Source organism: Microbacterium keratanolyticum, assembly GCF_016907255.1.
GTDB lineage: Bacteria > Actinomycetota > Actinomycetes > Actinomycetales > Microbacteriaceae > Microbacterium > Microbacterium keratanolyticum.
Genome location: NZ_JAFBBQ010000001.1, coordinates 823306 through 847810, shown reverse-complemented (window position 1 = coordinate 847810; position 24505 = coordinate 823306). Strand labels below are relative to the sequence as shown.

The window sequence follows — 24505 nt, the reverse complement described above, 5'->3', positions numbered from 1 at the left end:
GGGTGTCAGTCGCCCGCCCAGGACGGGGCGATCCGACGGATCCGGCGCTGCCGCCACTGCCACACGACCCACAGCATCGGCCAGAGAACAGGGGTGAGGGGACCGGCGATCACCAGGCGATCACGCCACAGGGTGCGTCGCCGGTCTCCGGGCACCGGCGACACTGCCATCTGATGGTCCCAGACGTCCAGTGAGGAAAGCGGCCCTGTCAGGGGGATCCCGCTGTCGCGCACGATGCGCACGGTCCCGATGCGATCATCGCGGATGCTGTCGCTCAGGGCGATCAGCTGCCGACCGAGCGGGATCACGCCGAACAGCCGCATCTGCACGGCGTAGCTCGGGTGCGCGGTCTCCGGGCTGTCGTCGGGCGAGAGATGTTCGAGCGTGATGAGGGGCCCGTAGATCTCGCTCAGCACCGCGGGCGAGTGCAGCGCGTGCCACGCGGCATCCGCATCGACGTCGATCGCGAACTTCAGCATGATCCTCATATGCCCATCCAACACCTCTGCGAGGCAGGACGGAACCGGGGTGCGATCAGCGCGGCAGCTGCGCTGCGCGTCGCACCTCTGTCGTGATCTCGCGCCGCACCCAGACGAACTGGTAGGCGGGATCGAAGGTGCGCGAGCATTTGACGCAGGACGTCGGCCTGCTGGGCCGACGATGGCGGTAGGTGGTGTGCCCAGCCGGACAGCTGCCCACCCAGGGGGCGAGCTCGGTCGCCGTTTCGCCGTGGTGTGTCGTCCCCCCGACGTACCCCAGCTCACGGGCGATCCGCTTCCAGGTCTTGTCGTGCGCCGCGTGGAAACCCGCGAGGGCGTGCGCCACCTCATGCAGCAGCACCTGGTGGATCTCGTCGTCATCGAACCGGGCGGCCAGATAGCGGGACACGGTGATCCGACGGTCACGGAAGTTGCATTGACCCGCGCGACGTTTGGCGTTGTCGAACGCGAACGACCAGGAGTCGTCGAGGTGTACCCGGATCAGCGCCTCACCCCAGATGCGCACACGGTCTAACTCGGCCATGAGGTCAGGGTAGGCCATGCGGCGGACAACGCCCAGTGGGGATCGTCAGCTGAGGACGAGCGCCGGTCCGCGACGCTTGTCTGCGGCCTCGATCGCTCGCAGTGCGCTCTCCAGTGCGGCGTCATCCGCTCCCGCCTCGCGACGGAGGAAGAGCGTGCGCTTGAAGCTCTCACGTGCCTGCGCGAAGTCACCCGCTTCGTAGGCATTCCGCCCGCGGTGCTGATGGGCGAACGCGGCGATCGACGGCCATCCCTGCCCTTCCGCTTCGGCGGCGCAGGTGTACATCTCCTGGTCGGCGGCGGCGTAGGCACCGCGGTACTGCAGGACGGTGGCGCGCAGGACGCGCGAGCGCAGCAGGTCCTGGCGAGTTCCCGCCATCCGCGCGAACCGCACTGTCTCGTCGCCCAGCGAGAGAGCCTCGTCGAGGCGCCCGAGCACCTTCAGCAGCCAGACGCGTTCCAGCAGTGCGGGCAGCGAACGCTGTCCGTCGATCTCGGCGAGCCGTGCGTCGCACTCGGCGGTATCGACGACCTCGCGGAGGGTGTCCTCGTCGAATCCTCGAATGAAACCCACGTGTCTCTCCTCTCCGCTGGCGATCATCATCCAGTCTGCCTGCGACTTCCGGCATCGGGTCGAGGCACGCCCAGCGACGCCCACCGCCACAACGGTATACCGGTGCGACTCTGTGGGGCATACGTAGTTTCCACACATTCGCCTCGGTCCGAAGCATCCGGGGAGTGCCTCTGCGAGCATGGCGGTGCGTCCGACTGGCCACGTCCAGTTGCGTGACGCGATCTCTCGTTCCGACAAAGGAGTTCGTTCGTGACACCAGCTCAGTCCACCCGTCGTTCGCCTCTGGGCAAGGTGATCCCTCTGGCGCTCGGCGCCGCCCTTGCGCTCTCATTGGGCATCGCGCCCGCGGCACAGGCCGCCGAAGCGGATGCCACGGACTCGACCAGCACGCCCACGACGACGATCAACGGCTATCGCAACGTCGGCTACTACGGGCAGTGGATGGCGGATGACCCGGCCAAGAGCCTGAAGGCGCTGTTCATCGACGGGGCGCACGGTCGCTCCATCACGCACTTGAACTACTCGTTCGGCAACATCGCTGGCGACCAGGCGACGCTCGATGCGGCGCGGGACGCCGGCGTCAAGGGGCTCGACGGGGTCGAGCCGTACACCTGCTTCATCTCCGACGGCGTCGCCTCTGCGCCCGGCGAAACGGGAGCAGCGGGCGAGGCTGACATCGACTTCGTGCGCGCCTTCAGCGCGGAGGAGTCGATCCTGGGCGTCGCCGATACGAAGAAGCAGAAGCTCGCGGGTGCGTTCAACCAACTCGTGCAGCTCAAGCGCGCCTACCCCGACCTCAAGGTCCTCATGTCGCTTGGTGGCTGGTCCTGGTCGAAGTCCTTCTCGACGGCTGTCGCGACGCCCGAGGCGCGTACCAAGCTCGTGAGCTCCTGCATCGACCTCTACATCGACGGCAACCTGCCCGAGATCGACGGTCGTGGTGGCGACGGCGCAGCCGCCGGCATCTTCGACGGCTTCGACCTCGACTGGGAGTGGCCGGGCGCACCCGACTGGGCGCAGGAGGTCGGCAACGTGATCGACCCCGTGAACGACAAGGCCAACTTCCTCGCCTTCGCGCAGGAGCTGCGGGCGCAGCTCGACGCTCGCGAAGCAGAGAACGGCACCGAGTACGAGATCACGACCTTCGCCCCGGCGAGCCCCACGGTCATCCGGGCCGGCGGTTGGAACGACCCGGCGCTGTGGGAGAACCTCGACTTCGGCAACATCCAGGGCTACGACCTGTGGGGTCCGTGGGGCAACCAGACCGGTCACCAGGGCAACATCTACGGAGACCCGGCGTTCAACGGCGGTCTGGGGCTCGACACGGTCATCGCCACGTACAAGAACGCGGGCATCCCCGCGACGAAGCTCAACCTCGGCCTTGCCGCCTACGGTCAGGGCTGGAAGGACGCCGTGCGTGAGCCGGGGCAGCCGTCCGGTGGCGGCGTCGCCGGGAGCACCAGGACCTGGGACGAGCTGAAGGCCGCCGGCATCGAGATCGAGTACGCCTACACGGCCGACGGCAAGTTCAACGCCTCGTACGGTTACAACCCCAGCACGTCCGAGTTCTTCTCGATGGACGACCCGGTGGCCGTGCAGCACAAGACCGAGTGGGCTATCGCCAACGGTCTGGGCGGCGTGGACTTCTGGCAGCTCCCCGGCGATGTCGCCGGCGACCTCTCCGCTGCGAGCCTGGGAGTTCTCACCGCTGCGGCACCCGGCCCGCTCGCCGGAGCCGAGAAGACGGTCTGCGAGGAAGCCCCGCTGTGGAACGGCTCGACGATGTACGCCCGCGGCAACCGCGTCGTACTTGACGGCGCCGTGCACGAGGCGCTGTGGAACACCCGCGGCGAGTACCCGAACACGACCACGACCGGTGGCTGGCAGACGATCGCCGAGTGCGGTGCTGACCTGACCGCCGTGCAGCCCTGGTATGCAGATCACGTGTACCTCAAGGGCGCAGTGGTGACGCACGACGGCGAGGAGTATGTGGCTCGCTGGTGGACCCGCAACGAGAAGCCCGGCACTGCAGGCTCGGCGTGGGTCGTGAAGTGACGCGCTGCCCGTAGCGCACACTCACCCAGAAGAGGGATCGGCTTCGACCGGTCCCTCTTCGCTGTGTCGCGGAACTCGCGCCGGGGCGGGGAGCTCAGCGCAGGAACAGCGAAGAGTCCGGGCGCGGCGATGCAGTGGCATCCGCGTCCGTGACGATCGGCGCACCCTGCGCGAACGCTGCGACCTCTGCGCCCTGTGCGATCTTCGCGGGGTGCGGTCCCGCCGCGAGGATGCGGGGCAACCAGGTGGTGGGGAGGGCGGCGGCGGATGCGGCGATCACGAGGTTTCCGAAGCGGCGGCCCTTCAGGATCTGGGTGTCCGCGAGGATCGCGACCTCGCCGAGCGCAGCGGTGATCGTCGCGACCTGACGGCGCGCGAAGGCGAGACCAGGTCCGTCTGCCACGTTCACGAGCAGCACGCCGCTGGGGCTGAGCAGTTCGGCGATCTCACGGTAGAACTCCACGCTGGTGAGGTGCGCCGGCGTCTGCGCGCCGGAGTAGACATCGGATACGAGGAGGTCGACCTTGCCCGAGATTGCCGGCGGCAGGCGGCGCAGTCCCTCGCGGGCGTCTCCGATCCTTACGCGGATGGCGGCACCGCGCGGCAGCGGCAGGTGTTCTCGAACGAGCTCGATGAGCGGGCCCTCCAACTCGACGACCTGCTGGCGCGAACCGGGCCGTGTGTCCTCGATGTAGCGGGGGATCGTCATCGCCCCCGCACCCAGGTGCACCGCGGTGAGTGCGGCTCCGGGCTCGGTGAGCTGGTCGATCACCGCGCCCATCCGGACGATGTACTCGAAGTGCAGGTGTGTCGGGTCGTCCAGATCGACGTGGGACTGCGGGGTGTCGTCGACGAGGAGTTCGAAGCCGGAGGTGAACTCGGAGGGCGCGATCCACGCGCGTGATCCGGAGTCCAGACGCGTGCTCGGATGCTCCGTGTCCTTGGCGCGATTTCGTCCCATACGTCGACCCTACGTGTCGTTCGGGTAACGACATTGGAAGCAACTTGCAGGACGCCTAACAATCCCGGATACTTTTTCCAGCGGTGGACACCCGGCCGCTCGGATGTTTTCAAAGAGGAGATTGCCGAATGAAGAATCGTATTCTTCCCGTTATCGCACTCGGTGCGGTAGCAACCCTTGGGCTTGCAGCCTGCTCCGGCGGCAGCACGCAGCCGGCGGCCAGCGAAGGCCCCGTCGACGGCAAGGGCCAGACGCTCAATGTCTGGATCATGAAGGGCACCAACCCCGACGCCACCGCCTTCTACGACGCCGTCTCGGCCGAGTTCGAGGAGAAGACCGGAGCCAAGGTCAAGATCGAAGAGGTCCAGTGGGCTGACGCGCACGACCGTTTCGTGACCTCGATCGCCGGTGGCACGACCCCTGACATCGCAGAGACCGGCACCACCTGGACCGCCGAGTTCGCCGATGCAGGCGCGCTGCTCGCGCTCGACGAGTACGTCGACGCAGAGAAGGGCCTGCGCGATGACCTCGTCGAGGGTCTCGCGGTCGCCGGCACCTACGGCGAAGAGCTCTACGGCATGCCCTGGTACGCCGGTGTGCGCTCGATCATGTACCGTGCCGACGTCTTCGAAGAGCTCGGTCTCTCGGCTCCCGAGTCGTGGGACGACATCGTCGCCGCGGGGGAGGCCATCAAGGCCGCCAAGCCCGAGATGATGGCCTACGCCGTTCCGGGCGACGCCGAGTTCCTGGTCTACCCCTGGGTCTGGGGTGCCGGTGGCGAGGTCGCAACCCAGAAGGGCGACACCTGGACCAGCGAGCTGGACAGCAAGGAGTCGCAGGAGGGCATCCAGTTCTACACCGACCTCGCCGTGAAGCACGGCTTCTCGTCGGCCGGTGCGACGACCTGGAAGGAGACGGACCAGCGTGACGCGTTCACGCAGGGCAACGTCGCCATGATGATCTCCGGATCGTGGACCCCCAAGTCGCTCATCGAGGCGAACCCGGAGCTCGAGGGCAAGATCGGCGCAGCCGTGATCCCCGGCCAGAAGCCGGGCACCATCTCCCCGTCGGTTCTCGGTGGCTCGCACCTCTCGGTGTTCAACACCACGAAGAACCCGGAGCTCGCCTGGGAGTTCGTCAAGATGATGACCGTCGGCGAGTTCGCTGAGAAGTGGGCCGCCGAGACCGGCTACTTCCCCGGCGTGCAGTCGGCGATGGAAGAGGCGCTCGCCTCGACCGACCCGCTCGTCGCTCCGTTCGCGAAGCAGATGGTCGAGGGTGGCGCTTCCGTGCCGGTGACCCCGAACTTCGGTGCTGTCCAGGCCAAGAAGACCACCAACGCCATGATCCAGGCCATCCTCAGCGGGCAGAAGGACGTCGCGACCGCGACGAAGGACGCCGCTGCTGAGATGACCGAGCTGCTCAACCAGTAACAAGTAGGAACGACAACAAATGTCAATGGTGCAAGCACCACTGCCGGCCACGGACGCGCGGGAGACCCCCGCGTCCGTGGCCGGCGGCCCCACGCGTGGCCGCCGTCTCTTCACCTGGGCGAAGGCACGCCCGTGGCTTCTGCTTGCGCCGGGGCTCGCGATTCTCGCGGGTCTCATGCTCTGGCCCCTCATCCAGGTCGTCATCTTCTCGCTGCAGGACTACGGTCTGCGCGAGATCAACACCGGTGAGACCAACTTCATCGGCCTCGACAACTACATCGAGGCGCTGACCAAGCCGACGCTGTGGACCACGGTTCTTCCGAACACCGTGGGATTCGCGGCCATCGCCGTGTTCGTCACGGTCGCCGTCGGCACGCTCGTCGCGCTGCTTCTCGCGCGCCTGGGCACGGTGTGGCGCACGATCGTCTCCAGCTGCATCATGGTCGCCTGGGCGATGCCCGCGGTCACCGGCACCTATGTCTGGATCTGGATCTTCGACGCCGACCGCGGCATCTTCAACCGGATGCTCCTGGACTGGGGACTGATCGACGAGCCGGTCAACTGGTTCACCAACCAGTGGTCCTTCTACGCGATCGTGCTGCTGAACGTCGTGCACCACGGTTTCCCGTTCGTCGCCGTGACGATCCTCGCCGGCCTGCTCGGCGTCTCCAAGGAGATGCTCGAGGCGGCCGCGCTCGACGGTGCGGGCGCGTGGCGTCGTTTCTGGAAGATCGTCTTCCCGACCCTGCGTCCGGTCTTCTCCGTCGTCATCATTCTTTCCACGATCTGGGACTTCAAGGTCTTCGCGCAGGTCTATCTGATGCCGGGTGGTAACGGCGGCAACCGTTCCGTTCTGAACCTCGGCGTCTGGTCGTATGTCGAGTCCTTCGGCCAGAACCGCTACGGCTTCGGCTCGGCGCTCGCCGTGCTGCTGACCCTCGTGCTGATCGGCATCACGATCGTGTACATCCGCTCGCTCATGAAGGAGGACGAGCTGTGAATTCGTCGAAGCGCATCCTCTCCAAGGTCGGGCTCGGTGTAGCGATCACGGCCGTCCTGCTCTTCACGCTCTTCCCGGTGTACTGGATGCTCTCCAGTGCGTTCGACAAGAAGGCCTCCAGCGGTGGGCAGTCGCTCGTCCCGCAGGAGTTCACCTTCGACAACTTCATCTTCGTGCTCAACGACGGCGGCTTCGGGGTCTTCCTCCGCAACTCGCTGATCGTCGCACTCGTCACGGTGCTGGTGAGCGGGTTCGTCTGCCTTCTCGCGGCCGTCGCCGTGGCGCGGTTCAAGTTCAAGTTCCGCACCATGGTGCTGATGATGATCCTCATCGTGCAGATGGTTCCGCTCGAGGCGCTGGTGATCCCGCTCTTCCTGCAGGTCAAGAGCCTCGGCATGCTCAACAGCATCCTCGGTCTGATGGTCGTGTACGTCGCGCTGTCGCTCGCCTTCGGCATCTGGATGCTGCGCGGATTCGTGCAGGCTGTTCCGGTCGAGCTCGAAGAGGCGGCATACATCGACGGCGCGAGCTGGTGGCGGATGTTCCGCTCGGTGCTGCTGCCGCTGGTCATGCCGGGTCTGGTCGCCACGAGCGTCTTCGCCTTCATCACCGCCTGGAACGAGTTCATCTTCGCGATGACGATGCTGGGCGGCGCGACCGACCAGTACACCGTCGCGATCGGTCTGAAGTCGTTCTTCGGTCTGCACTCGAACGACTGGGGCAGCATCATGGCCGCGTCGACCATCATCACCGTGCCGGTCATGATCTTCTTCGTGATCGTGCAGCGCCGCCTCTCGAGCGGCCTCGTGGCAGGAGCAGTCAAGGGATGACGGATGAGCTGACCCGGCTCGCGAACGGCGTCCTGTGGCCGGGGTTCCTCGGCACGCAGGCGCCGTCGTGGCTGACGGAAGAACTGCAGAACGGCCTCGCGGGCGTCGTGTACTTCGCCCAAAACATGGGACCGGATGTCGCGGCGCTGAGCGCAGAACTGCGCGCGGCCAATCCGCGTGTGCTGATCGGCGTCGATGAGGAGGGCGGGAGCGTCACCCGGCTGGAGGCCGGCAGCGGTTCCACTCTTCCCGGTGCCGCGCAGCTCGGTGTCCTGAACGATCTGGCGGCGACGCGCGCGACCGGAGCGGAGCTCGCACGCCGCGTTGCGGCCGCGGGCGCGAACGTCGTGCTCGCACCGGTCGCCGACGTCAACACGGATCCGCGCAACCCCGTCATCGGGGTGCGTGCGTTCGGCTCGGACACGGAAGAGGTCTCGGCGCACGTCGTGGCGTCGGTCGAAGGGATCCAGGGTGGCGGCATCGCCGCGTGCGTCAAGCACTTCCCGGGTCACGGCGACACGCACCTGGACTCGCACCACGCGCTGCCCTCGATCGACCTCACACCGGCCGAGATCGAGCGTGACCACCTTCCGCCGTTCCGAGCGGCGATCGCCGCGGGCGTGGACTCGATCATGACGGCGCACATCGTTGTTCCGGCGTGGGGCGAGCAGCCCGCGACCCTCAACGCGGATGTGCTCGGGATGCTCCGCCGCGATGGCTTCGAGGGTGTCATCATCACCGACGCGCTCGACATGGCCGCAATCCGCGAGTCCGTCGGGATCGGCGGTGGCGCCGCGCAGGCGCTGATCGCAGGTGTCGATCTGATCTGCATCGGCAACCCCACCAATCCCGGGCCCGCTATGCTGCCCGACCAGGATGAGCGCGACTTCCATGCTGCGCGTGACGGGATCCTCGCGGCCCTCCGCGACGGCTCGCTGTCGCGAGAGCGGCTGGAGGAGGCGGTCGCCCGTGTGGCGCGCCTCGGCGAGAAGCTCGCAGCCGCTGAGGTCGCGCAGTCGGAGGTGCTGGATGCGGCGGAGATCGTCGCCCGTGCCCTCAGCGTGCAGGGCGCGCTGCCCGCAGCATCCGCGTCCGCCCTCTCCGTGATCGACGCCCGCACCCGCTCGACGCTCGCCGTCGACAGCGCGGCCGCGTACGTGGGAGAGACGCTGGCCGAAGGCGGATTCCGTGTCCGCGTGGACACGACGGAGGTCTCCCCGGAGGAGACGTCCGCAGCGATCGCAGAGGCTGTGCGCGTGGCATCCGAGCGCGACCTGCAGGTCATCGCCCTGGTGGACCGGCTGCACAGCTCTGCCGCACAGCGTGACCTCGTCGCGCAGGTCGCACTGGCGGCCTCCGACGCCGTGGTCGTCAACGTCGGGCTCGCCTCGGCGCAGACCGAACTGCCGCTGCCGTTGCTGGATGTGCGCGCCGCAAGCCGCATCGGAGCCGCGGTTGCGCGGGAACGGCTGATCGGGGCGTCGTGAGCGCTGTCGGGGGCGGGGGAGCTCGCCGTGGACGGTGACGCCCTCGCCCTCGTGCGCGCGTCACTTCCCCGGCTGAGCGCGGCGGAGGCGCGTGTCGCCGAGGTGATCCTCGGAGACCCGACGCTCGTCGTGGACCTCGCGATCACCGACCTCGCGCGCGTGTGCCGCACATCGCTGTCCACGGTCGCGCGCTTCGCGCAGAGTCTCGGGTACTCGGGCTATCGCGAACTGCGGGTCGAGTGCGCCCGTGCGGTGACGCGCGCACAGGCGCAGCAAGAGCGCTTCGGCTTCGATGACGCCGTGATCGATCTCGAGGACAGCGCGGAGGCGGTGGTCGCGAAGATCGCTGCGCAGGAGGTCAGCGCGATCGAACAGACCGCACTCGCGGTCGACTTCGCGGGCATCGACCGCGTCGCATCCGCTGTCGCCGCCGCCCGGCACACCGAGCTTTTCGGGCAGGGTGCTTCGGCGTTGACCGCGCAGGACTTCCGCTTCAAGCTCGCACGAATCGGATGCTCCGCCGGGCAGTCGTCCGACCCGCATGTCGCCTTCGCCTCGGCCGCGCTGCTGAGCCCCGGCGCGGTGGCGATCGGAATCTCACACAGCGGCGAGACCTCCGAGACGCTGCGGGGTCTGGAGATCGCGCGCGCGACGGGTGCCACCACGGTGGCTTTGACGAATGCGCCGGAGTCGTCGATCACACGCCTCGCGGATGTCGTGCTCTACACGCGTGCGCGTGAGTCGCCGCTGCGGATCGCCGCCATGTCCAGTCGCATTGCGCAGTTGGCCCTGCTCGACGTGCTGTTCGTGCGCGTCGTGCAGATGCGTGGCGGTGCCTCGGCAGAGCCGCTCAGGCTCACTCGCGACGCGGTGGCGCCGAAGCGCAGCTGAGAGCCGCGCGCCGCTCAGTCGACGTGGTCGCGCGTGGTGCCGAGCACTCGCGTCGCCAGTCGGTGCGCGCGTGCCACGCAGCCGGCGAGGGAGAGCCCCGCGAGGACTCCCGCGAGGAATCCTGCGGCGAAGGCGTCACCGGCGCCGATCGTCTCCACGACGGTCGCGTCGAGGGCGGGAGCATCCACGCGCTCCGCGCCGTCGAAGGCGACTGAGCCGTCTTCGCGGGTCACGACGAGGTAGCGGGGCGCGGGGAAGGCGGCGCGCAGCGCGGCCGCGTCACTCGTGCCGAAGAGAGCCGCCGCATCCGAAGAGCTGCACTGCACGATGTCGGCGCGGGCCATGTAGCCGCCGAGCACTTCGCGCGCCTCGTCCTCGCGGCCCTCCCAGAGCATCGGACGCCAGTTGAGGTCGAAGCTGATGAGGCGGTCACCGCGCTCGGCGAACAGCGCATCCTGCGCAGCACGGGCGCCGTCCGAGATCGCGGGGGTGATGCCGGTCGTGTGCACGAGGCGCGCCTTCGCAAGGACGCGCTGCACCGCCGGGGTCTCCAGCAGAGCGGGGGTGATCCGTGTGGCAGCGGACATCGCGCGGTAGTAGTGCATGGAGCTGGCCAGCACGCCCTGCGTCGCGGGGCCGAGCTCCTTCACGTACAGGCCCGTCGGCGCGGTCGGATCGATCTCGATCGCGGAGGTGTCGACGCCGTGCTCGTCGAGCGCGGACAGCAGGAAGCGTCCGAAGCCGTCGTCACCCAGTCGGGAGATCACCGCGGAGGGCGTGTGCGCGGATGCGAGGGCGATCGCCACGTTCCATTCGGCGCCCGCGAGAGAGCGCTCGAAAGTGCGCACGTCTTCGAGTGGTCCGGTCGATGTGGGAACGAGCGCGATGAGGCCTTCGCCGAAGCAGGCGACGAGCGGAGTGTGTTCGGGCACGTTCGTGACGATACCGGATCGAGACACGTCGGGGGTTTCAGAATTGCGTCGACGCAGATACGGTCGAACAACACTCACCGTGTGAAGCGCAACGTTGCGCTCCGATCGCGCAAAGATGCGCAGGATCAGGGAAGGACTCACAGCATGCACCACACGCGCATGAATCGCCGGGGCCTCACAGCAGTGACGGGTGCCGCAATCGCCGCCCTCGTGCTGTCCGGATGCGTCGCCAGTGAACGTGGCGGCGGATCGGCCGAAGAGGGGGAGGGTGGCGTCGACGGGACATTCGTATTCGCGGCCTCCTCCGACCCCGTCAGCCTCGACCCCGCGTTCGCCCAGGACGGCGAGAGCTTCCGCGTCTCGCGGCAGATCTTCGAGGGACTGGTCGGCACGGAGCCCGGCACGGCAGACCCGGCGCCGCTGCTCGCGGAGAGTTGGGAGTCGTCCGAGGACGGCATGTCTCACACGTTCGCCCTGAAAGAGGGCGTGAAGTTCCACGATGGCTCCGACTTCAACGCGGAGGCCGTGTGCTTCAACTTCGACCGCTGGTTCAACTGGACGGGCCTCGCCGCCTCTGAGGCGTTCGGGTACTACTACTACAAGCTCTTCCAGGGGTTTGCGAGCAATGCAGCGGATGCTGTCTACAAGTCCTGCACGCCGGACGGCGAGCTCTCGGTGACGATCGAGCTCAACAAGCCGTTCGCCGGTTTCATCCCGGCGCTGTCGCTGCCGGCGTTCTCGATGCAGAGCCCGACGGCTCTGCAGGAGTTCGACGCGGATGCCGTGGGCGGTTCGGCCGAGGCGCCGCAGATGTCCGAGTATGCGATGGGCCACCCCGTGGGCACCGGTCCCTTCCAGTTCAGCGAGTGGGCGCCGGGCGAGCAGGTCACCCTGAACGCGTTCGGCGACTACTGGGGCGACACGGGCCAGATCGACGAGATCATCTTCCGCACGATCGATGACCCGACCGCGCGTCGCCAGGCGCTCGAGTCCGGAGCCATCGACGGCTACGACCTCGTCGGCCCCGCCGACACCAAGGCTCTGGAAGACAAGGGCTTCACGATGGTCTCGCGCCCGCCGTTCACGATCCTGTACCTCGCCTTCAACCAGGCGGTGCCGGAGCTGCAGGACCCGAAGGTGCGTGAAGCGCTCTCCTACGCGGTCGACAAGGACGCGCTGATCAGCCAGGTGCTGCCGGAGGGCACGCAGAAGGCGATCGAGTTCATGCCGCCGGTCGTCAACGGCTACAACGAGAACGTCACGACGTATGACTTCGACGTCGAGAAGGCCAAGTCGCTGCTCGCCGAGGCCGGCTACACCGAGGCCAACCCTCTGACGCTCACCTTCAACTACCCGGTCAACGTCTCACGTCCGTACATGCCGGACCCCGAGCAGATCTTCACGGTCCTGTCGACGCAGCTTGCGGCGGCCGGTGTGAAGACGAACCCGGTGTCCGAGGAGTGGGGCGAGTACCTCGACCGCACGACCGGCACCCCGGACCACGGCATCCACCTGCTCGGGTGGACCGGCGACTACAACGACACCGACAACTTCGTCGGCGTCTTCTTCGGACAGCAGAGCTCGGAGTGGGGCTTCGACAACCCCGAGCTGTTCGGCAAGCTCGCCGAGGCGCGCGGCATCGCGAACCTCGAGGAGCAGAGCGCGCTGTACCAGGAGATCAACGAGGATGTCGCGAAGTTCATCCCCGGTGTTCCGCTCGCACACCCCGCTCCCACGCTGGCGTTCGCGCCCCGCGTGAAGAGCTACCCGGCCAGCCCGGTCAATGACGAGGTCTTCTCTGAGATCGTCCTGACCGAGTAGTTCTGACCGAGTTCGGCGTCGCCCCGCGCTCATGACGTGAGCGCGGGGCGACCCGCACCTGATCGACGGAGATCCTGTGCTGCGCACCATCGGCAGGAGACTGCTGTTCCTCATCCCTACTCTCTTCGGCCTGAGCATCCTGCTCTTCGCCTGGGTCCGTGCCCTTCCCGGCGGACCCGCTGTCGCCCTTCTCGGCGAGAAGGCCACTCCCGAAGCTGTCGCTCGCATCAACGAGCTCTACGGCTTCAACAAGCCGCTCATCGAGCAGTACTTCATCTGGGTCGGACGCCTCCTGCAGGGCGACTTCGGAACGTCCATCCAGACCAATCGGCCGGTGCTGGAGGAGTTCTTCCGCCGCTTCCCTGCGACGATCGAGCTCTCGGTGGCGGCCCTCATCTTCGCCGTCGGCGTCGGCGTTCCGCTGGGCTACTGGGCGGCGCGCCGCCACGGCAAGTTCAGCGACCACGCCTCGGTCGTGTTCAGCCTCGTCGGCATCACGATCCCGGTGTTCTTCCTGGCGTTCATCCTGAAGTACGTCTTCGCGGTGCAGCTCGGATGGCTCCCGTCGGACGGCCGCCAGAACCCGCGAATAGATGCGACCCATCCCACCGGCTTCTATGTCTGGGACGGCATCATCACCGGCGAGTTCGACGCCGCCTGGGACGCGTTCCTCCATCTCATCCTGCCCGCGCTCGCGCTCGGCACGATTCCGCTCGCGATCATCGTGCGCATCACCCGGGCCAGTGTGCTGGAGGTGCAGAACGCCGACTACGTGCGCACCGGGCGCGCGAAGGGCGTGGCGCGCCCGACGCTCCGCAACCGATTCATCCTGCGCAATGCCATGCTGCCGGTCATCACGACGATCGGTCTGCAGACCGGTCTGCTGATCTCGGGGGCGGTCCTCACCGAGACCGTGTTCGCCTTCCCGGGTATCGGCTCCTTCCTGGCCCGCGCGATCTTCACCCGCGACTTCCCGGTGCTGCAGGGATTCATCATCTTCATCGCGATCGCCTATGCACTCATCAACCTCGCCGTGGATGTGTCGTACAGCCTGATCGACCCGAGAGTGCGGGTGCAGTGATGCGAACCACAGCGCATCGACTGCCCGCACGAGAGGAGGAGACGTCATGAGCGTCGCACTTCCCCCGGCCCAGGGCGGAGGCATGATCGACACGGTCGCCATCGCTCAGGCCGATCTGAAAGACGGCCCCGGCGGCTTCTGGCGTGATGTGTTCCGACGTCTGCGCCACAATCCGACGGCGTGGATCGGCGCGGCCATCGTGCTGCTGTTCCTGCTGATCGCGGCGCTCGCGCCGGTACTTGCTCCCTACCCGGAGACCGCGCTGCCGGGGGCGAAGTTCATCACACCGACCCACATTCCCGGACCGGGCGAGCTGCCCGAGTTCCCGCTGGGGCTGGACCGCTTCGGCGGTGATGTGCTCTCCAAGCTGATCTGGGGTGCGCAGGCGTCCCTGATGGTCGGTGTGGTCTCCACGGCGCTCGGCCTCGCGGGCGGAATGCTCCTCGGCCTCATCGCCGGAACCTTCGGCGGGTGGGTCGACACCGTCATCATGCGCGTCGTCGACATCATCCTCTCGGTGCCGAACCTGCTGCTCGCCGTCTCGATCGCCGCGATTCTCGGCCAGACGCCGTTCGCCGTCATGATCGCCATCGGTGCCTCGCAGGTGCCGATCTTCGCGCGCCTGCTGCGGGCGTCGATGCTGCAGCAGCGCTCCGCGGACTACGTGCTGTCGGCGCAGACGCTGGGTCTCGGTCGGGGCACGATCACGATGACCCACGTGCTGCCGAACGCGATCGGACCGGTCATCGTGCAGGGCACGCTGACGCTCGCGACGGCCGTGATCGACGCCGCAGCGCTCTCCTTCCTCGGTCTCGGCGGCGGACGCCCTGAGACCGCTGAATGGGGGCGGATGCTGACCTACGCCCAGAACGAGCTGGCGATCGCCCCCTGGCTGGCGTTCTTCCCGGGTATCTGCATCGCGGTCACCGCGCTCGGCTTCACCCTGTTCGGTGAGGCGCTGCGCGAGGCGATGGATCCGCGGACGAGGGCACGATGACCATGTCGAGAGAAAACGAGAGCATGACATTCACCGAGGCATCCGCCCCGCTCCTCTCCGTGCAGGGCCTCGCCGTCGACTTCATGACCATGGACGGCGTCGTGCACGCCGTCGAGGGCGTCGACCTGGAGATCTCCGCAGGGGAGACCGTCGCGATCGTCGGCGAGTCCGGTTCGGGCAAGTCGACGACCGCGATGGCGATCATCGGGCTCCTCGCCTCCGGCGGACGTGTCGCGGCAGGAAGCATCCGCCTCGACGGACGAGAGATCGCGCACGCGAGCGAGAGCGAGATGCGGATGGTCCGCGGGCGCTCCATCGGCCTCGTGCCGCAGGATCCGATGTCGAATCTGAACCCCGTCGCCAAGATCGGCACGCAGGTCGCCGAGACGCTTCTGGCCCATGGGCTCGCGAACAGGCGCGACGTGGACGCGAAGGTCGTCGAGGCGCTGCAGGCCGCAGGGCTGCCCGATCCGGCGCAGCGTGCGAAGCAGTACCCGCACGAGTTCTCCGGCGGCATGCGCCAGCGGGCGCTCATCGCGATCGGTCTCGCCTGCAAGCCGCGCCTCCTCATCGCGGATGAGCCAACGAGTGCACTCGACGTCACGGTGCAGCAGACGATCCTGGACCAGCTGGGTCAGATGACGCGCGAGCTCGGCACGGCCGTGCTCCTCATCACGCACGACCTGGGGCTCGCTGCAGAACGCGCGGAGCGCGTGATCGTCATGCACCGCGGACGGGTCGTCGAGCAGGGGCCGGCGCGTCAGATCCTCGAGAACCCGCAGCACCCGTACACGCAGGCGCTCGTCGCGGCGGCGCCCTCCGTCGCGGTGGCGCGTCTGCAGCCTGATGCCTTCATCGCGAAGGAGCGGCAGGAGGAGGCATCCGCGGATGCACCCACGCGACCCGACCACATCGTCGAGATGGCCAACCTCACCAAGGTGTACCCGGTGCGCGGACGCGGGGAGGACTTCGTCGCCGTCAAGGACGTGTCGCTCGCGATTCCGCGAGGGGAGACCGTGGCGATCGTGGGGGAGTCGGGGTCGGGCAAGACCACGACAGCGCGGATGCTGCTGAAGCTCATCGAGCCGACGTCGGGCACCATCACCTATGAGGGCACCGACATCGCTCGCATGGACCGTGCCCAGACGCGGGAGTTCCGACAGAAGGTGCAGCCGATCTTCCAGGACCCGTACGCGAGCCTCAACCCGATGTTCACGATCGAGCGCCTGATCGCAGAACCTCTCGACTTCTACAAGCGCGGGAGCACCACGGAGCGTCGCGCGCGTGTGCGGCAGCTGCTCGACGATGTGGCGCTGCCGCAGTCGATGCTGCGCCGCTACCCGTCAGAGCTCTCGGGAGGTCAGCGTCAGCGTGTCGCGATCGCCCGCGCGCTCGCGCTCTCGCCGGAGCTCATCGTCTGCGATGAGCCCGTGTCCGCACTCGACGTGCTCGTGCAGGACCAGATCCTGCGGCTGCTCGGCGATCTGCAGCGCGAGTACGGGCTCAGCTACCTGTTCATCTCGCACGACCTCGCCGTCGTGCGGCTGATCAGCGACTACGTCTGCGTCATGAAGGACGGGGCGCTCGTGGAGGCGGCGTCGAGCGAGGAGATCTTCACGAATCCCCGTGATCCGTACACGCGTCGACTTCTGGCATCCATCCCGGGGAACGAGCTCGGGATCGCGTCCTGACGCGCTCTGCCACGCGCACATACCCCACGTTGGGAAGAAGGTCAAGAATCACGCTGGACATGTCGTGAAATTGGCCGTATAGTTGGTAGTTGCGCTCGATTCTCCCTGCCCTCATATGGTGGTCGGCACTGTCTGCGCGCCCCGCTCACCAGCGGCGCGTGCCCGCAGACACGGGAAAAAGATCGAGCGCAAAACCACCTGACGACAGAGGAATCGAGAAGCCCCGCGGGGCTCACGGAGGTTATTCCCTTGGCTGCTGCTCGCAACGCATCCACTCCCACCACCAACAAGAACGGACGCGGCGCATCCCGCCTCTCGTTCGCCAAGATCTCCGACACGCTGACGGTCCCCGACCTGCTTGCACTGCAGACAGAGTCGTTCGACTGGCTCGTCGGCAACGAGGCCTGGAAGGCGCGCGTCGCCGAGGCCAAGAAGGCCGGCCGCAAGGACGTCGCGACGGTCAGCGGTCTGGAAGAGATCTTCGAAGAGATCTCCCCGATCGAAGACCTGGGCGAGACCATGCAGCTCTCGTTCACGAACCCCTACCTCGAGCCCGAGAAGTACTCGATCGACGAGTGCAAGGAGCGCGGCAAGACGTACGCGGCCCCGCTCTACGTCGAGGCCGAGTTCATGAACCACCTCACGGGTGAGATCAAGACGCAGACCGTCTTCATGGGCGACTTCCCGCTGCAGACCGCAAAGGGCACGTTCATCATCAACGGCACCGAGCGTGTCGTCGTCTCGCAGCTCGTGCGCTCGCCGGGTGTCTACTTCGACAAGACGCCCGACAAGACCAGTGACAAGGACATCGTCTCGGCACGCGTCATCCCCAGCCGCGGTGCATGGCTCGAGTTCGAGATCGACAAGCGCGACCAGGTCGGCGTGCGCATCGACCGCAAGCGCAAGCAGTCCGTCACCGTCTTCCTCAAGGCCCTCGGCCTCACGAGCGAGCAGATCCTCGCCGAGTTCGCCGGCTTCCCCTCCATCGAGGAGACCCTGGCCAAGGACACCATCGTCACGAAGGAAGATGCGCTCCGCGACATCTACCGCAAGCTCCGTCCGGGCGAGCAGGTCGCTGCCGAGGCCGCACGTGCGCTCCTCGACAACTTCTACTTCAACCCGAAGCGCTACGACCTCGCCAAGGTCGGTCGTTACAAGATCAACCAGAAGCTCGGTCTCGACGCCGCTCTCACCGAGTCGGTGCTCACGGTCGACGACATCGTCGCCACGATCAAGTACCTGGTGCGTCTGCACGCCAACGTCGAGACCTTCACGGGCATCCGTGCGGGCAAGAAGGCCGAGATCCGTCTCGCGACCGACGACATCGACAACTTCGGCAACCGTCGTATCCGCGCCGTCGGCGAGCTCATCCAGAACCAGGTCCGCACGGGTCTCTCGCGCATGGAGCGCGTCGTCCGCGAGCGCATGACCACGCAGGACATCGAGGCGATCACGCCGCAGACCCTGATCAACGTGCGCCCTGTCGTCGCCGCGATCAAGGAGTTCTTCGGAACCTCGCAGCTGTCGCAGTTCATGGACCAGAACAACCCGCTCGCGGGTCTGACGCACAAGCGTCGTCTGTCGGCCCTCGGCCCGGGTGGTCTGTCGCGTGACCGCGCAGGTGTCGAGGTTCGTGACGTTCACCCGTCGCACTACGGCCGCATGTGCCCGATCGAGACTCCTGAAGGCCCGAACATCGGTCTGATCGGCTCGCTCGCGACCTTCGCCCGCATCAACTCCTTCGGTTTCATCGAGACGCCGTACCGCAAGGTCGTCGACGGTGTCGTGACCGACCAGATCGACTACCTCACCGCGAGCGAAGAGGACGACTTCATCGTCGCCCAGGCCAACGCTCCGCTGCTGGCTGACGGCAAGTTCCGCGAAGACCGCGTTCTCGCCCGTCAGAAGGGTGGCGAGGTCGACCTGTTCGAGCCCACCGAGATCGGCTACATGGACGTCTCGCCGCGCCAGATGGTGTCGGTCGCGACCTCGCTCGTGCCGTTCCTCGAGCACGATGACGCACAGCGCGCGCTCATGGGCGCTAACATGCAGCGTCAGGCTGTTCCGCTGCTCCGTTCCGAGTCGCCGCTCGTCGGCACCGGTATGGAGGGCTACGCCGCCATCGACGCCGGTGACGTGATCACCGCAGAGAAGGCCGGTGTGGTCAGCGAGGTCTCCGCAGACCGCGTCGTTGTCATGCTCGACGAGGGTGGAACGCAGGAGTACTACCTGCGCAAGTTCGACCGCTCGAACCACGGCACCTCCTACAACCAGCGCGTCGTCGTGACCGCCGGTGAGCGCGTCGAGGTCAACGAGGTCATCGCCGATGGCCCCGCGACCGAGAACGGCGAGCTCGCACTCGGAAAGAACCTCCTCGTCGCGTTCATGACGTGGGAAGGCCACAACTTCGAGGACGCGATCATCCTCAGCCAGGACCTCGTGAAGGACGACACCCTTTCGTCGATCCACATCGAGGAGTACGAGGTCGACGCGCGCGACACCAAGCTCGGCAAGGAGGAGATCACCCGTGACCTCCCCAACGTCAGCCCGGAGCTGCTGAAGGACCTCGACGAGCGCGGCATCATCCGCATCGGTGCTGAGGTTCGCCCCGGCGACATCCTCGTCGGCAAGGTCACGCCGAAGGGCGAGACCGAGCTCTCGGCCGAGGAGCGCCTGCTCCGCGCCATCTTCAACGAGAAGAGCCGCGAGGTGCGCGACACCTCGCTGAAGGTTCCTCACGGTGAGCAGGGCACGGTCATCGCGGTCAAGGAGTTCAACGCCGAGGACGGCGACGACGAGCTCGGCTCGGGCGTCAACCGCCGCGTCGTGGTCTTCATCGCCCAGAAGCGCAAGATCACCGAGGGTGACAAGCTCGCCGGCCGTCACGGCAACAAGGGTGTCATCGCGAAGATCCTCCCGATCGAGGACATGCCCTTCCTCGAGGACGGCACGCCGGTCGACATCCTGCTCAACCCGCTCGGCATCCCGGGTCGAATGAACTTCGGCCAGGTGCTGGAGACCCACCTCGGGTGGATCGCCAAGCAGGGCTGGAAGATCGAGGGCACTCCGGAGTGGGCAGCGCAGCTGCCGCAGGAGGCTTTCGACGTCGCTCCCGGCACGAAGGTTGCGACGCCTGTGTTCGATGGCGCGTCCGAGGCGGAGATCTCCGGTCTTCTCGACTCGACGCTGCCGACGCGTGACGGCGTTCGCCTGATCGACTCGTCCGGCAAGACGACCCTCTTCGACGGTCGTTCGGGCGAGCCGTACCCGGCACCCGTCTCGGTGGGCTACATGTACATCCTGAAGCTCCACCACCTGGTCGACGACAAGATCCACGCACGTTCGACGGGCCCCTACTCGATGATCACCCAGCAGCCGCTCGGTGGTAAGGCGCAGTTCGGTGGCCAGCGCTTCGGTGAGATGGAAGTGTGGGCCCTCGAGGCCTACGGTGCCGCGTACGCGCTGCAGGAGCTCCTCACGATCAAGTCCGACGACATCCTCGGCCGCGTCAAGGTCTACGAGGCGATCGTCAAGGGCGAGAACATCCAGGAGCCCGGCATCCCCGAGTCGTTCAAGGTGCTCATGAAGGAAATGCAGTCGCTCTGCCTGAACGTCGAGGTCCTCTCGGCAGACGGCACGGCGGTCAACCTCCGTGACACCGACGACGAGGCCTTCCGGGCTGCAGAAGAGCTGGGCATCAACATCTCCAGCCGCTTCGAGTCCGCCTCGATCGACGAGATCTAAGCCAGAACCGATCGACAGGTCCCTGACCTGCTCATCACAAGCTTTATTTGAGACACAGGAGAACTAGTGCTCGACGCAACAACGTTCGATCAGCTTCGCATCGGTCTGGCCACCGCCGACGACATCCGTCGTTGGTCCTTCGGCGAGGTCAAGAAGCCTGAAACCATCAACTACCGCACGCTCAAGCCCGAGAAGGACGGTCTCTTCGGAGAGCAGATCTTCGGACCGAGCCGTGACTGGGAGTGCGCATGTGGCAAGTACAAGCGCGTCCGCTTCAAGGGCATCGTCTGTGAGCGATGCGGCGTGGAGGTCACCAAGAGCTCCGTCCGTCGTGAGCGCATGGGCCACATCGAGCTCGCCGCTCCCGTCACCCACATCTGGTACTTCAAGGGCGTCCCGTCGCGCCTGGGCTACCTGCTGGACATGGCGCCGAAGGACCTCGAGAAGGTCATCTACTTCGCTGCGTACATGGTCATCTCGGTCGACGAGGATGCGCGTCACCGCGACCTCGCGACCCAGGAGAACAACATCCGTCTTGAGCTCAAGACGCTGGGCGACCGCCGCGACTCGAAGATCGCTGACCGTCTGAACCGCCTCGAAGAGGAGCTTGCTGCTCTGGAGGAAGAGGGCGCAAAGGCTGACGCGAAGAAGAAGGTCAAGGACGCCGCCGAGAAGGAGATGTCGCTCATCCGCAAGGGTGCCGACGAGGCGATCGCCAAGCTCGAGCGCGTGTGGGAAGACTTCCGCACGCTCGAGGTGGGCGCGCTGCGCCCCGAGGATGACGTCTTCCACGAGCTGCAGGACCGCTTCGGTCAGTACTTCGAGGCCTACATGGGTGCCGAGTCGATCCAGCGCCGTCTGGCATCGTTCGACCTGAAGGCCGAGTCGGAGAGCCTGCACCTGCAGATCTCCGAGGGCAAGGGCCAGCGCAAGATCCGTGCGATCAAGCGCCTCAAGGTCGTGAACTCGTTCCTCGAGACCGGCATGAGCCCGGCGTCGATGGTCCTGGATGTCGTGCCGGTCATCCCGCCGGAGCTGCGCCCGATGGTTCAGCTCGACGGTGGCCGCTTCGCGACCTCCGACCTGAACGACCTGTACCGTCGCGTGATCAACCGCAACAACCGTCTGCGTCGTCTGATCGACCTCGGTGCCCCCGAGATCATCGTCAACAACGAGAAGCGGATGCTGCAGGAGGCCGTCGACGCACTGTTCGACAACGGCCGCCGTGGTCGCCCCGTCACCGGTACCGGCAACCGTGCTCTGAAGTCCCTCAGCGACATGCTGAAGGGTAAGCAGGGTCGTTTCCGTCAGAACCTGCTCGGCAAGCGCGTCGACTACTCGGGCCGTTCGGTCATCGTCGTCGGCCCGCAGCTGAAGCTGCACCAGTGTGGTCTGCCCAAGCAGATGGCGCTGGAGCTCTTCAAGCCGTTCGTCATCAAGCGCCTGATCGACCTCGGTCACTCGCAGAACATCAAGGCTGCGAAGCGCGCCGTCGAGCGCACCCGCGCCGAGGTGTGGGACGTTCTCGAAGAGATCATCCGCGAGCGCCCCGTGCTGCTCAACCGTGCACCTACGCTGCACCGTCTGGGCATCCAGGCGTTCGAGCCGCAGCTCGTCGAGGGCAAGGCGATCCAGCTGCACCCCCTCGTGTGTGCCGCGTTCAACGCCGACTTCGATGGTGACCAGATGGCTGTGCACCTGCCGCTGTCGGTCGAGGCGCAGGCTGAGGCCCGCGTGCTGATGCTCGCATCGAACAACATCCTGAAGCCGTCGGACGGCCGCCCGGTGACCCTGCCCTCGCAGGACATGATCATCGGTCTGCACCACCTGACCACGGTCAAGGAGGGCGCCCTCGGTGAGGGTCGCGCGTTCGGTTCGGTCGCCGAGGCGACGCTGGCCAAGGATGAGGGAACCCTCGACCTGCAGGCCAAGGTCCGCATCCGCATCCCGGGTCTGACGTTCCTCGAGGGCGAAGCTCCCGAGGGTTACGAGCGTCACGGTCTCGTCGACGCATCGCTCGGCCAGGCGCTGTTCAACGACACGCTCCCCAAGGGCTACCCGTTCGTTCGCGAGCAGGCCGACAAGGGCAAGCTGTCGCAGATCGTCAACAAGCTCGCCGAGGAGTACCCCAAGGTCGAGACGGCGGCGACGCTGGACCGCATCAAGGACGCCGGCTTCTACTGGGCCACCCGTTCGGGTGTCACCGTGGCGCTGAGCGACATCCTGACCCCGCCGAACAAGGCGGAGATCGTTGCGGGCTACGAGAAGCAGGCCGCCAAGGTCCAGTCGCAGTACGAGAAGGGTCTCACGACCGACACGGAGCGTCGTCAGGAACTCATCAAGATCTGGACTGAGGCAACCGACGAGGTCCAGGCCGCGATGAAGGCGCACTTCCCGGAGGACAACACCATCAACCGCATGGTGACCTCGGGTGCTCGTGGTAACTGGCTGCAGATCCGCAACATCGCGGGTATGCGAGGCCTGGTGAACAACCCCAAGGGTGAGATCATCCCGCGTCCGATCATCTCCTCGTACCGCGAGGGTCTGTCGGTCGCCGAGTACTTCATCGCGACGCACGGTACCCGTAAGGGTCTCGCTGACACCGCTCTGCGTACCGCCGACTCGGGTTACCTGACCCGTCGTCTGGTGGATGTCTCGCAGGACGTCATCATCCGCGAGGACGACTGTGGCACGTCGAAGGGCCTCGAGCTCCCGATCGCCGCTCCGAACTCGCAGGGCGAGCTCGTGCGCGACCCGAACGTCGAGAACTCGGTGTTCGCTCGTACGCTGGCATCCGATGTCGTCAACGAGGCAGGCGAGGTTCTCGCTTCCGCCGGTGACGATGTGGGTGACGTGCTCATCGACAAGCTGGTCGGCCTGGGTGTCGAGAACATCAAGGTCCGCTCGGTTCTCACGTGTGAGTCCGCCGTCGGTGTCTGCGCTCAGTGCTACGGCCGTTCGCTCGCCACGGGCAAGACGGTCGACATCGGTGAGGCCGTCGGCATCATCGCGGCACAGTCGATCGGTGAGCCCGGTACGCAGCTGACGATGCGTACGTTCCACACCGGTGGTTCCGCGTCGGCCGATGACATCACGCAGGGTCTTCCCCGTGTGCAGGAGCTCTTCGAGGCACGTACCCCCAAGGGTGCATCGCCGATCGCCGAGGCCGATGGCCGCATCACGATCGACGAGACCGACAAGGCCAAGAAGGTCATCCTGACGCCCGACAACGGCGACGAGCCCGTCGTCTACCCGGTGCTGAAGCGTGCCACGCTGCTCGTCGAAGACGGCCAGCATGTCACGGTCGGCCAGCCCCTGCAGGTCGGCACGCTCGACCCCAAGGAGGTCATGCGTGTCATGGGTGCCCGCGAGGTGCAGCGCTACCTCGTGAACGGCGTCCAGGGCGTGTACCGCTCGCAGGGTGTGCCGATTCACGACAAGCACATCGAGGTCATCGTCCGCCAGATGCTCCGCAAGGTCACCGTCGTCGACCACGCCGACACGACCCTGCTGCCGGGTGAGATGATCGACGCTCGTCGCTACCAGGACATCAACCGCGAGACGGTTGCTGCGGGCAAGCGCCCGGCATCGGGTCGTCCCGAGCTCATGGGTATCACCAAGGCGTCGCTGGCGACCGAGTCGTGGCTGTCGGCCGCCTCCTTCCAGGAGACGACCCGCGTGCTCACGCAGGCCGCCATGGAGGGCAAGAGCGACCCGCTGATCGGTCTCAAGGAGAACGTCATCATCGGTAAGCTCATCCCCGCCGGCACCGGTCTGCGTCGCTACCGCGACATCACGGTCGAGGCCACGGAAGAGGCTAAGAGCGAGCGTTACCCGAACCGGATCTTCGCATCCGACGGTGCATACGCCGACAGTGACTTCGGTTACGTCGACTTCGACGCGTTCTCGACCGACGACATCACGCCCGGCACTTACAACTGAGCGTGATCTAGGTCACTGAAAAGGCCCCCAGGTTCTTCGGAACC

General features: G+C 66.5%; 17 protein-coding genes. 12 read left to right on the top strand and 5 right to left on the bottom strand.

Features of this window, described 5'->3' with window-relative positions; genetic code table 11:
• Positions 1 to 5: 5 nt before the first annotated feature.
• From JOD62_RS04035 to JOD62_RS04025, 3 genes are read right to left on the bottom strand one after another with little or no spacing between them, the layout of a single operon-like run.
• Positions 6 to 488 (bottom strand): hypothetical protein, encoded by a 483-nt coding sequence (locus JOD62_RS04035; RefSeq protein WP_204938039.1) that lies wholly within the window; start codon positions 486 to 488, stop codon positions 6 to 8.
• 46 nt (positions 489 to 534) lie between these two features.
• A complete protein-coding gene (locus tag JOD62_RS04030) occupies positions 535 to 1023 on the bottom strand; it encodes a SprT-like domain-containing protein (RefSeq protein WP_204938037.1) in 489 nt (162 codons plus the stop codon).
• A 45-nt stretch (positions 1024 to 1068) separates the two neighbouring features.
• The gene (locus tag JOD62_RS04025) at positions 1069 to 1596 is read right to left on the bottom strand and encodes a hypothetical protein (protein WP_204938035.1); all 528 of its coding nucleotides are present in this window, start codon (positions 1594 to 1596) and stop codon (positions 1069 to 1071) included.
• 249 nt (positions 1597 to 1845) lie between these two features.
• On the opposite strand from JOD62_RS04025, the gene JOD62_RS04020 reads away from it, so the two are divergent.
• Entirely contained in the window at positions 1846 to 3651 is a 1806-nt protein-coding gene (locus tag JOD62_RS04020) for a glycosyl hydrolase family 18 protein (protein ID WP_204938034.1), read from the top strand.
• 94 nt (positions 3652 to 3745) lie between these two features.
• Here JOD62_RS04020 and JOD62_RS04015 read toward each other — a convergent pair whose 3' ends face one another.
• Positions 3746 to 4612, bottom strand: coding sequence for a spermidine synthase (locus JOD62_RS04015; RefSeq protein WP_204938032.1), 867 nt, complete (start codon positions 4610 to 4612; stop codon positions 3746 to 3748).
• Positions 4613 to 4740: 128 nt separating this feature from the next.
• Here JOD62_RS04015 and JOD62_RS04010 point away from each other — a divergent pair, with 128 nt between their 5' ends.
• From JOD62_RS04010 to JOD62_RS03990, 5 genes are read left to right on the top strand one after another with little or no spacing between them, the layout of a single operon-like run.
• Entirely contained in the window at positions 4741 to 6045 is a 1305-nt protein-coding gene (locus JOD62_RS04010; RefSeq protein WP_204938031.1) for a sugar ABC transporter substrate-binding protein, read from the top strand.
• A 19-nt stretch (positions 6046 to 6064) separates the two neighbouring features.
• Positions 6065 to 7045, top strand: a complete 981-nt coding sequence (locus JOD62_RS04005; RefSeq protein ID WP_204938029.1) for a carbohydrate ABC transporter permease — start codon at positions 6065 to 6067, stop codon at positions 7043 to 7045.
• A complete protein-coding gene (locus JOD62_RS04000; protein ID WP_204938027.1) occupies positions 7042 to 7875 on the top strand; it encodes a carbohydrate ABC transporter permease in 834 nt (277 codons plus the stop codon). The genes JOD62_RS04005 and JOD62_RS04000 overlap by 4 nt, the downstream gene beginning before the upstream one ends.
• On the top strand, positions 7872 to 9362 hold the full coding sequence (locus JOD62_RS03995; RefSeq protein ID WP_204938026.1) for a glycoside hydrolase family 3 protein: 1491 nt from the start codon (positions 7872 to 7874) through the stop codon (positions 9360 to 9362). Before JOD62_RS04000 ends, JOD62_RS03995 begins: the two co-directional genes overlap by 4 nt.
• Positions 9363 to 9389: 27 nt before the next feature.
• Entirely contained in the window at positions 9390 to 10253 is an 864-nt protein-coding gene (locus JOD62_RS03990) for a MurR/RpiR family transcriptional regulator (protein WP_204938025.1), read from the top strand.
• 14 nt (positions 10254 to 10267) lie between these two features.
• Here the strand turns inward: JOD62_RS03990 and JOD62_RS03985 are convergent, their stop codons facing one another.
• On the bottom strand, positions 10268 to 11185 hold the full coding sequence (locus JOD62_RS03985) for a sugar kinase (RefSeq protein WP_204938023.1): 918 nt from the start codon (positions 11183 to 11185) through the stop codon (positions 10268 to 10270).
• 144 nt (positions 11186 to 11329) lie between these two features.
• Between JOD62_RS03985 and JOD62_RS03980 the strand changes: the two genes are divergently transcribed.
• The 6 genes from JOD62_RS03980 to rpoC all read left to right on the top strand — a co-directional run bounded on the left by JOD62_RS03980 (position 11330) and on the right by rpoC (position 24461).
• A complete protein-coding gene (locus tag JOD62_RS03980) occupies positions 11330 to 13006 on the top strand; it encodes an ABC transporter substrate-binding protein (RefSeq protein WP_204938021.1) in 1677 nt (558 codons plus the stop codon).
• Between the two features lie 76 nt (positions 13007 to 13082).
• A complete protein-coding gene (locus tag JOD62_RS03975; protein ID WP_204938019.1) occupies positions 13083 to 14087 on the top strand; it encodes an ABC transporter permease in 1005 nt (334 codons plus the stop codon).
• A 46-nt stretch (positions 14088 to 14133) separates the two neighbouring features.
• Positions 14134 to 15084, top strand: coding sequence for an ABC transporter permease (locus tag JOD62_RS03970; RefSeq protein WP_204938018.1), 951 nt, complete (start codon positions 14134 to 14136; stop codon positions 15082 to 15084).
• A gap of 23 nt (positions 15085 to 15107) precedes the next feature.
• Positions 15108 to 16775: an ABC transporter ATP-binding protein gene (locus JOD62_RS03965; protein ID WP_239526542.1), complete on the top strand. Its 1668-nt coding sequence runs from the start codon at positions 15108 to 15110 to the stop codon at positions 16773 to 16775.
• A gap of 249 nt (positions 16776 to 17024) precedes the next feature.
• The gene (gene rpoB / locus JOD62_RS03960) at positions 17025 to 20519 is read left to right on the top strand and encodes a DNA-directed RNA polymerase subunit beta (RefSeq protein ID WP_204938017.1); all 3495 of its coding nucleotides are present in this window, start codon (positions 17025 to 17027) and stop codon (positions 20517 to 20519) included.
• A 66-nt stretch (positions 20520 to 20585) separates the two neighbouring features.
• Complete coding sequence (gene rpoC, locus JOD62_RS03955) at positions 20586 to 24461, top strand: DNA-directed RNA polymerase subunit beta' (protein WP_204938015.1); 3876 nt, start codon at positions 20586 to 20588, stop codon at positions 24459 to 24461.
• The last annotated feature ends 44 nt before the right edge of the window (positions 24462 to 24505 follow it).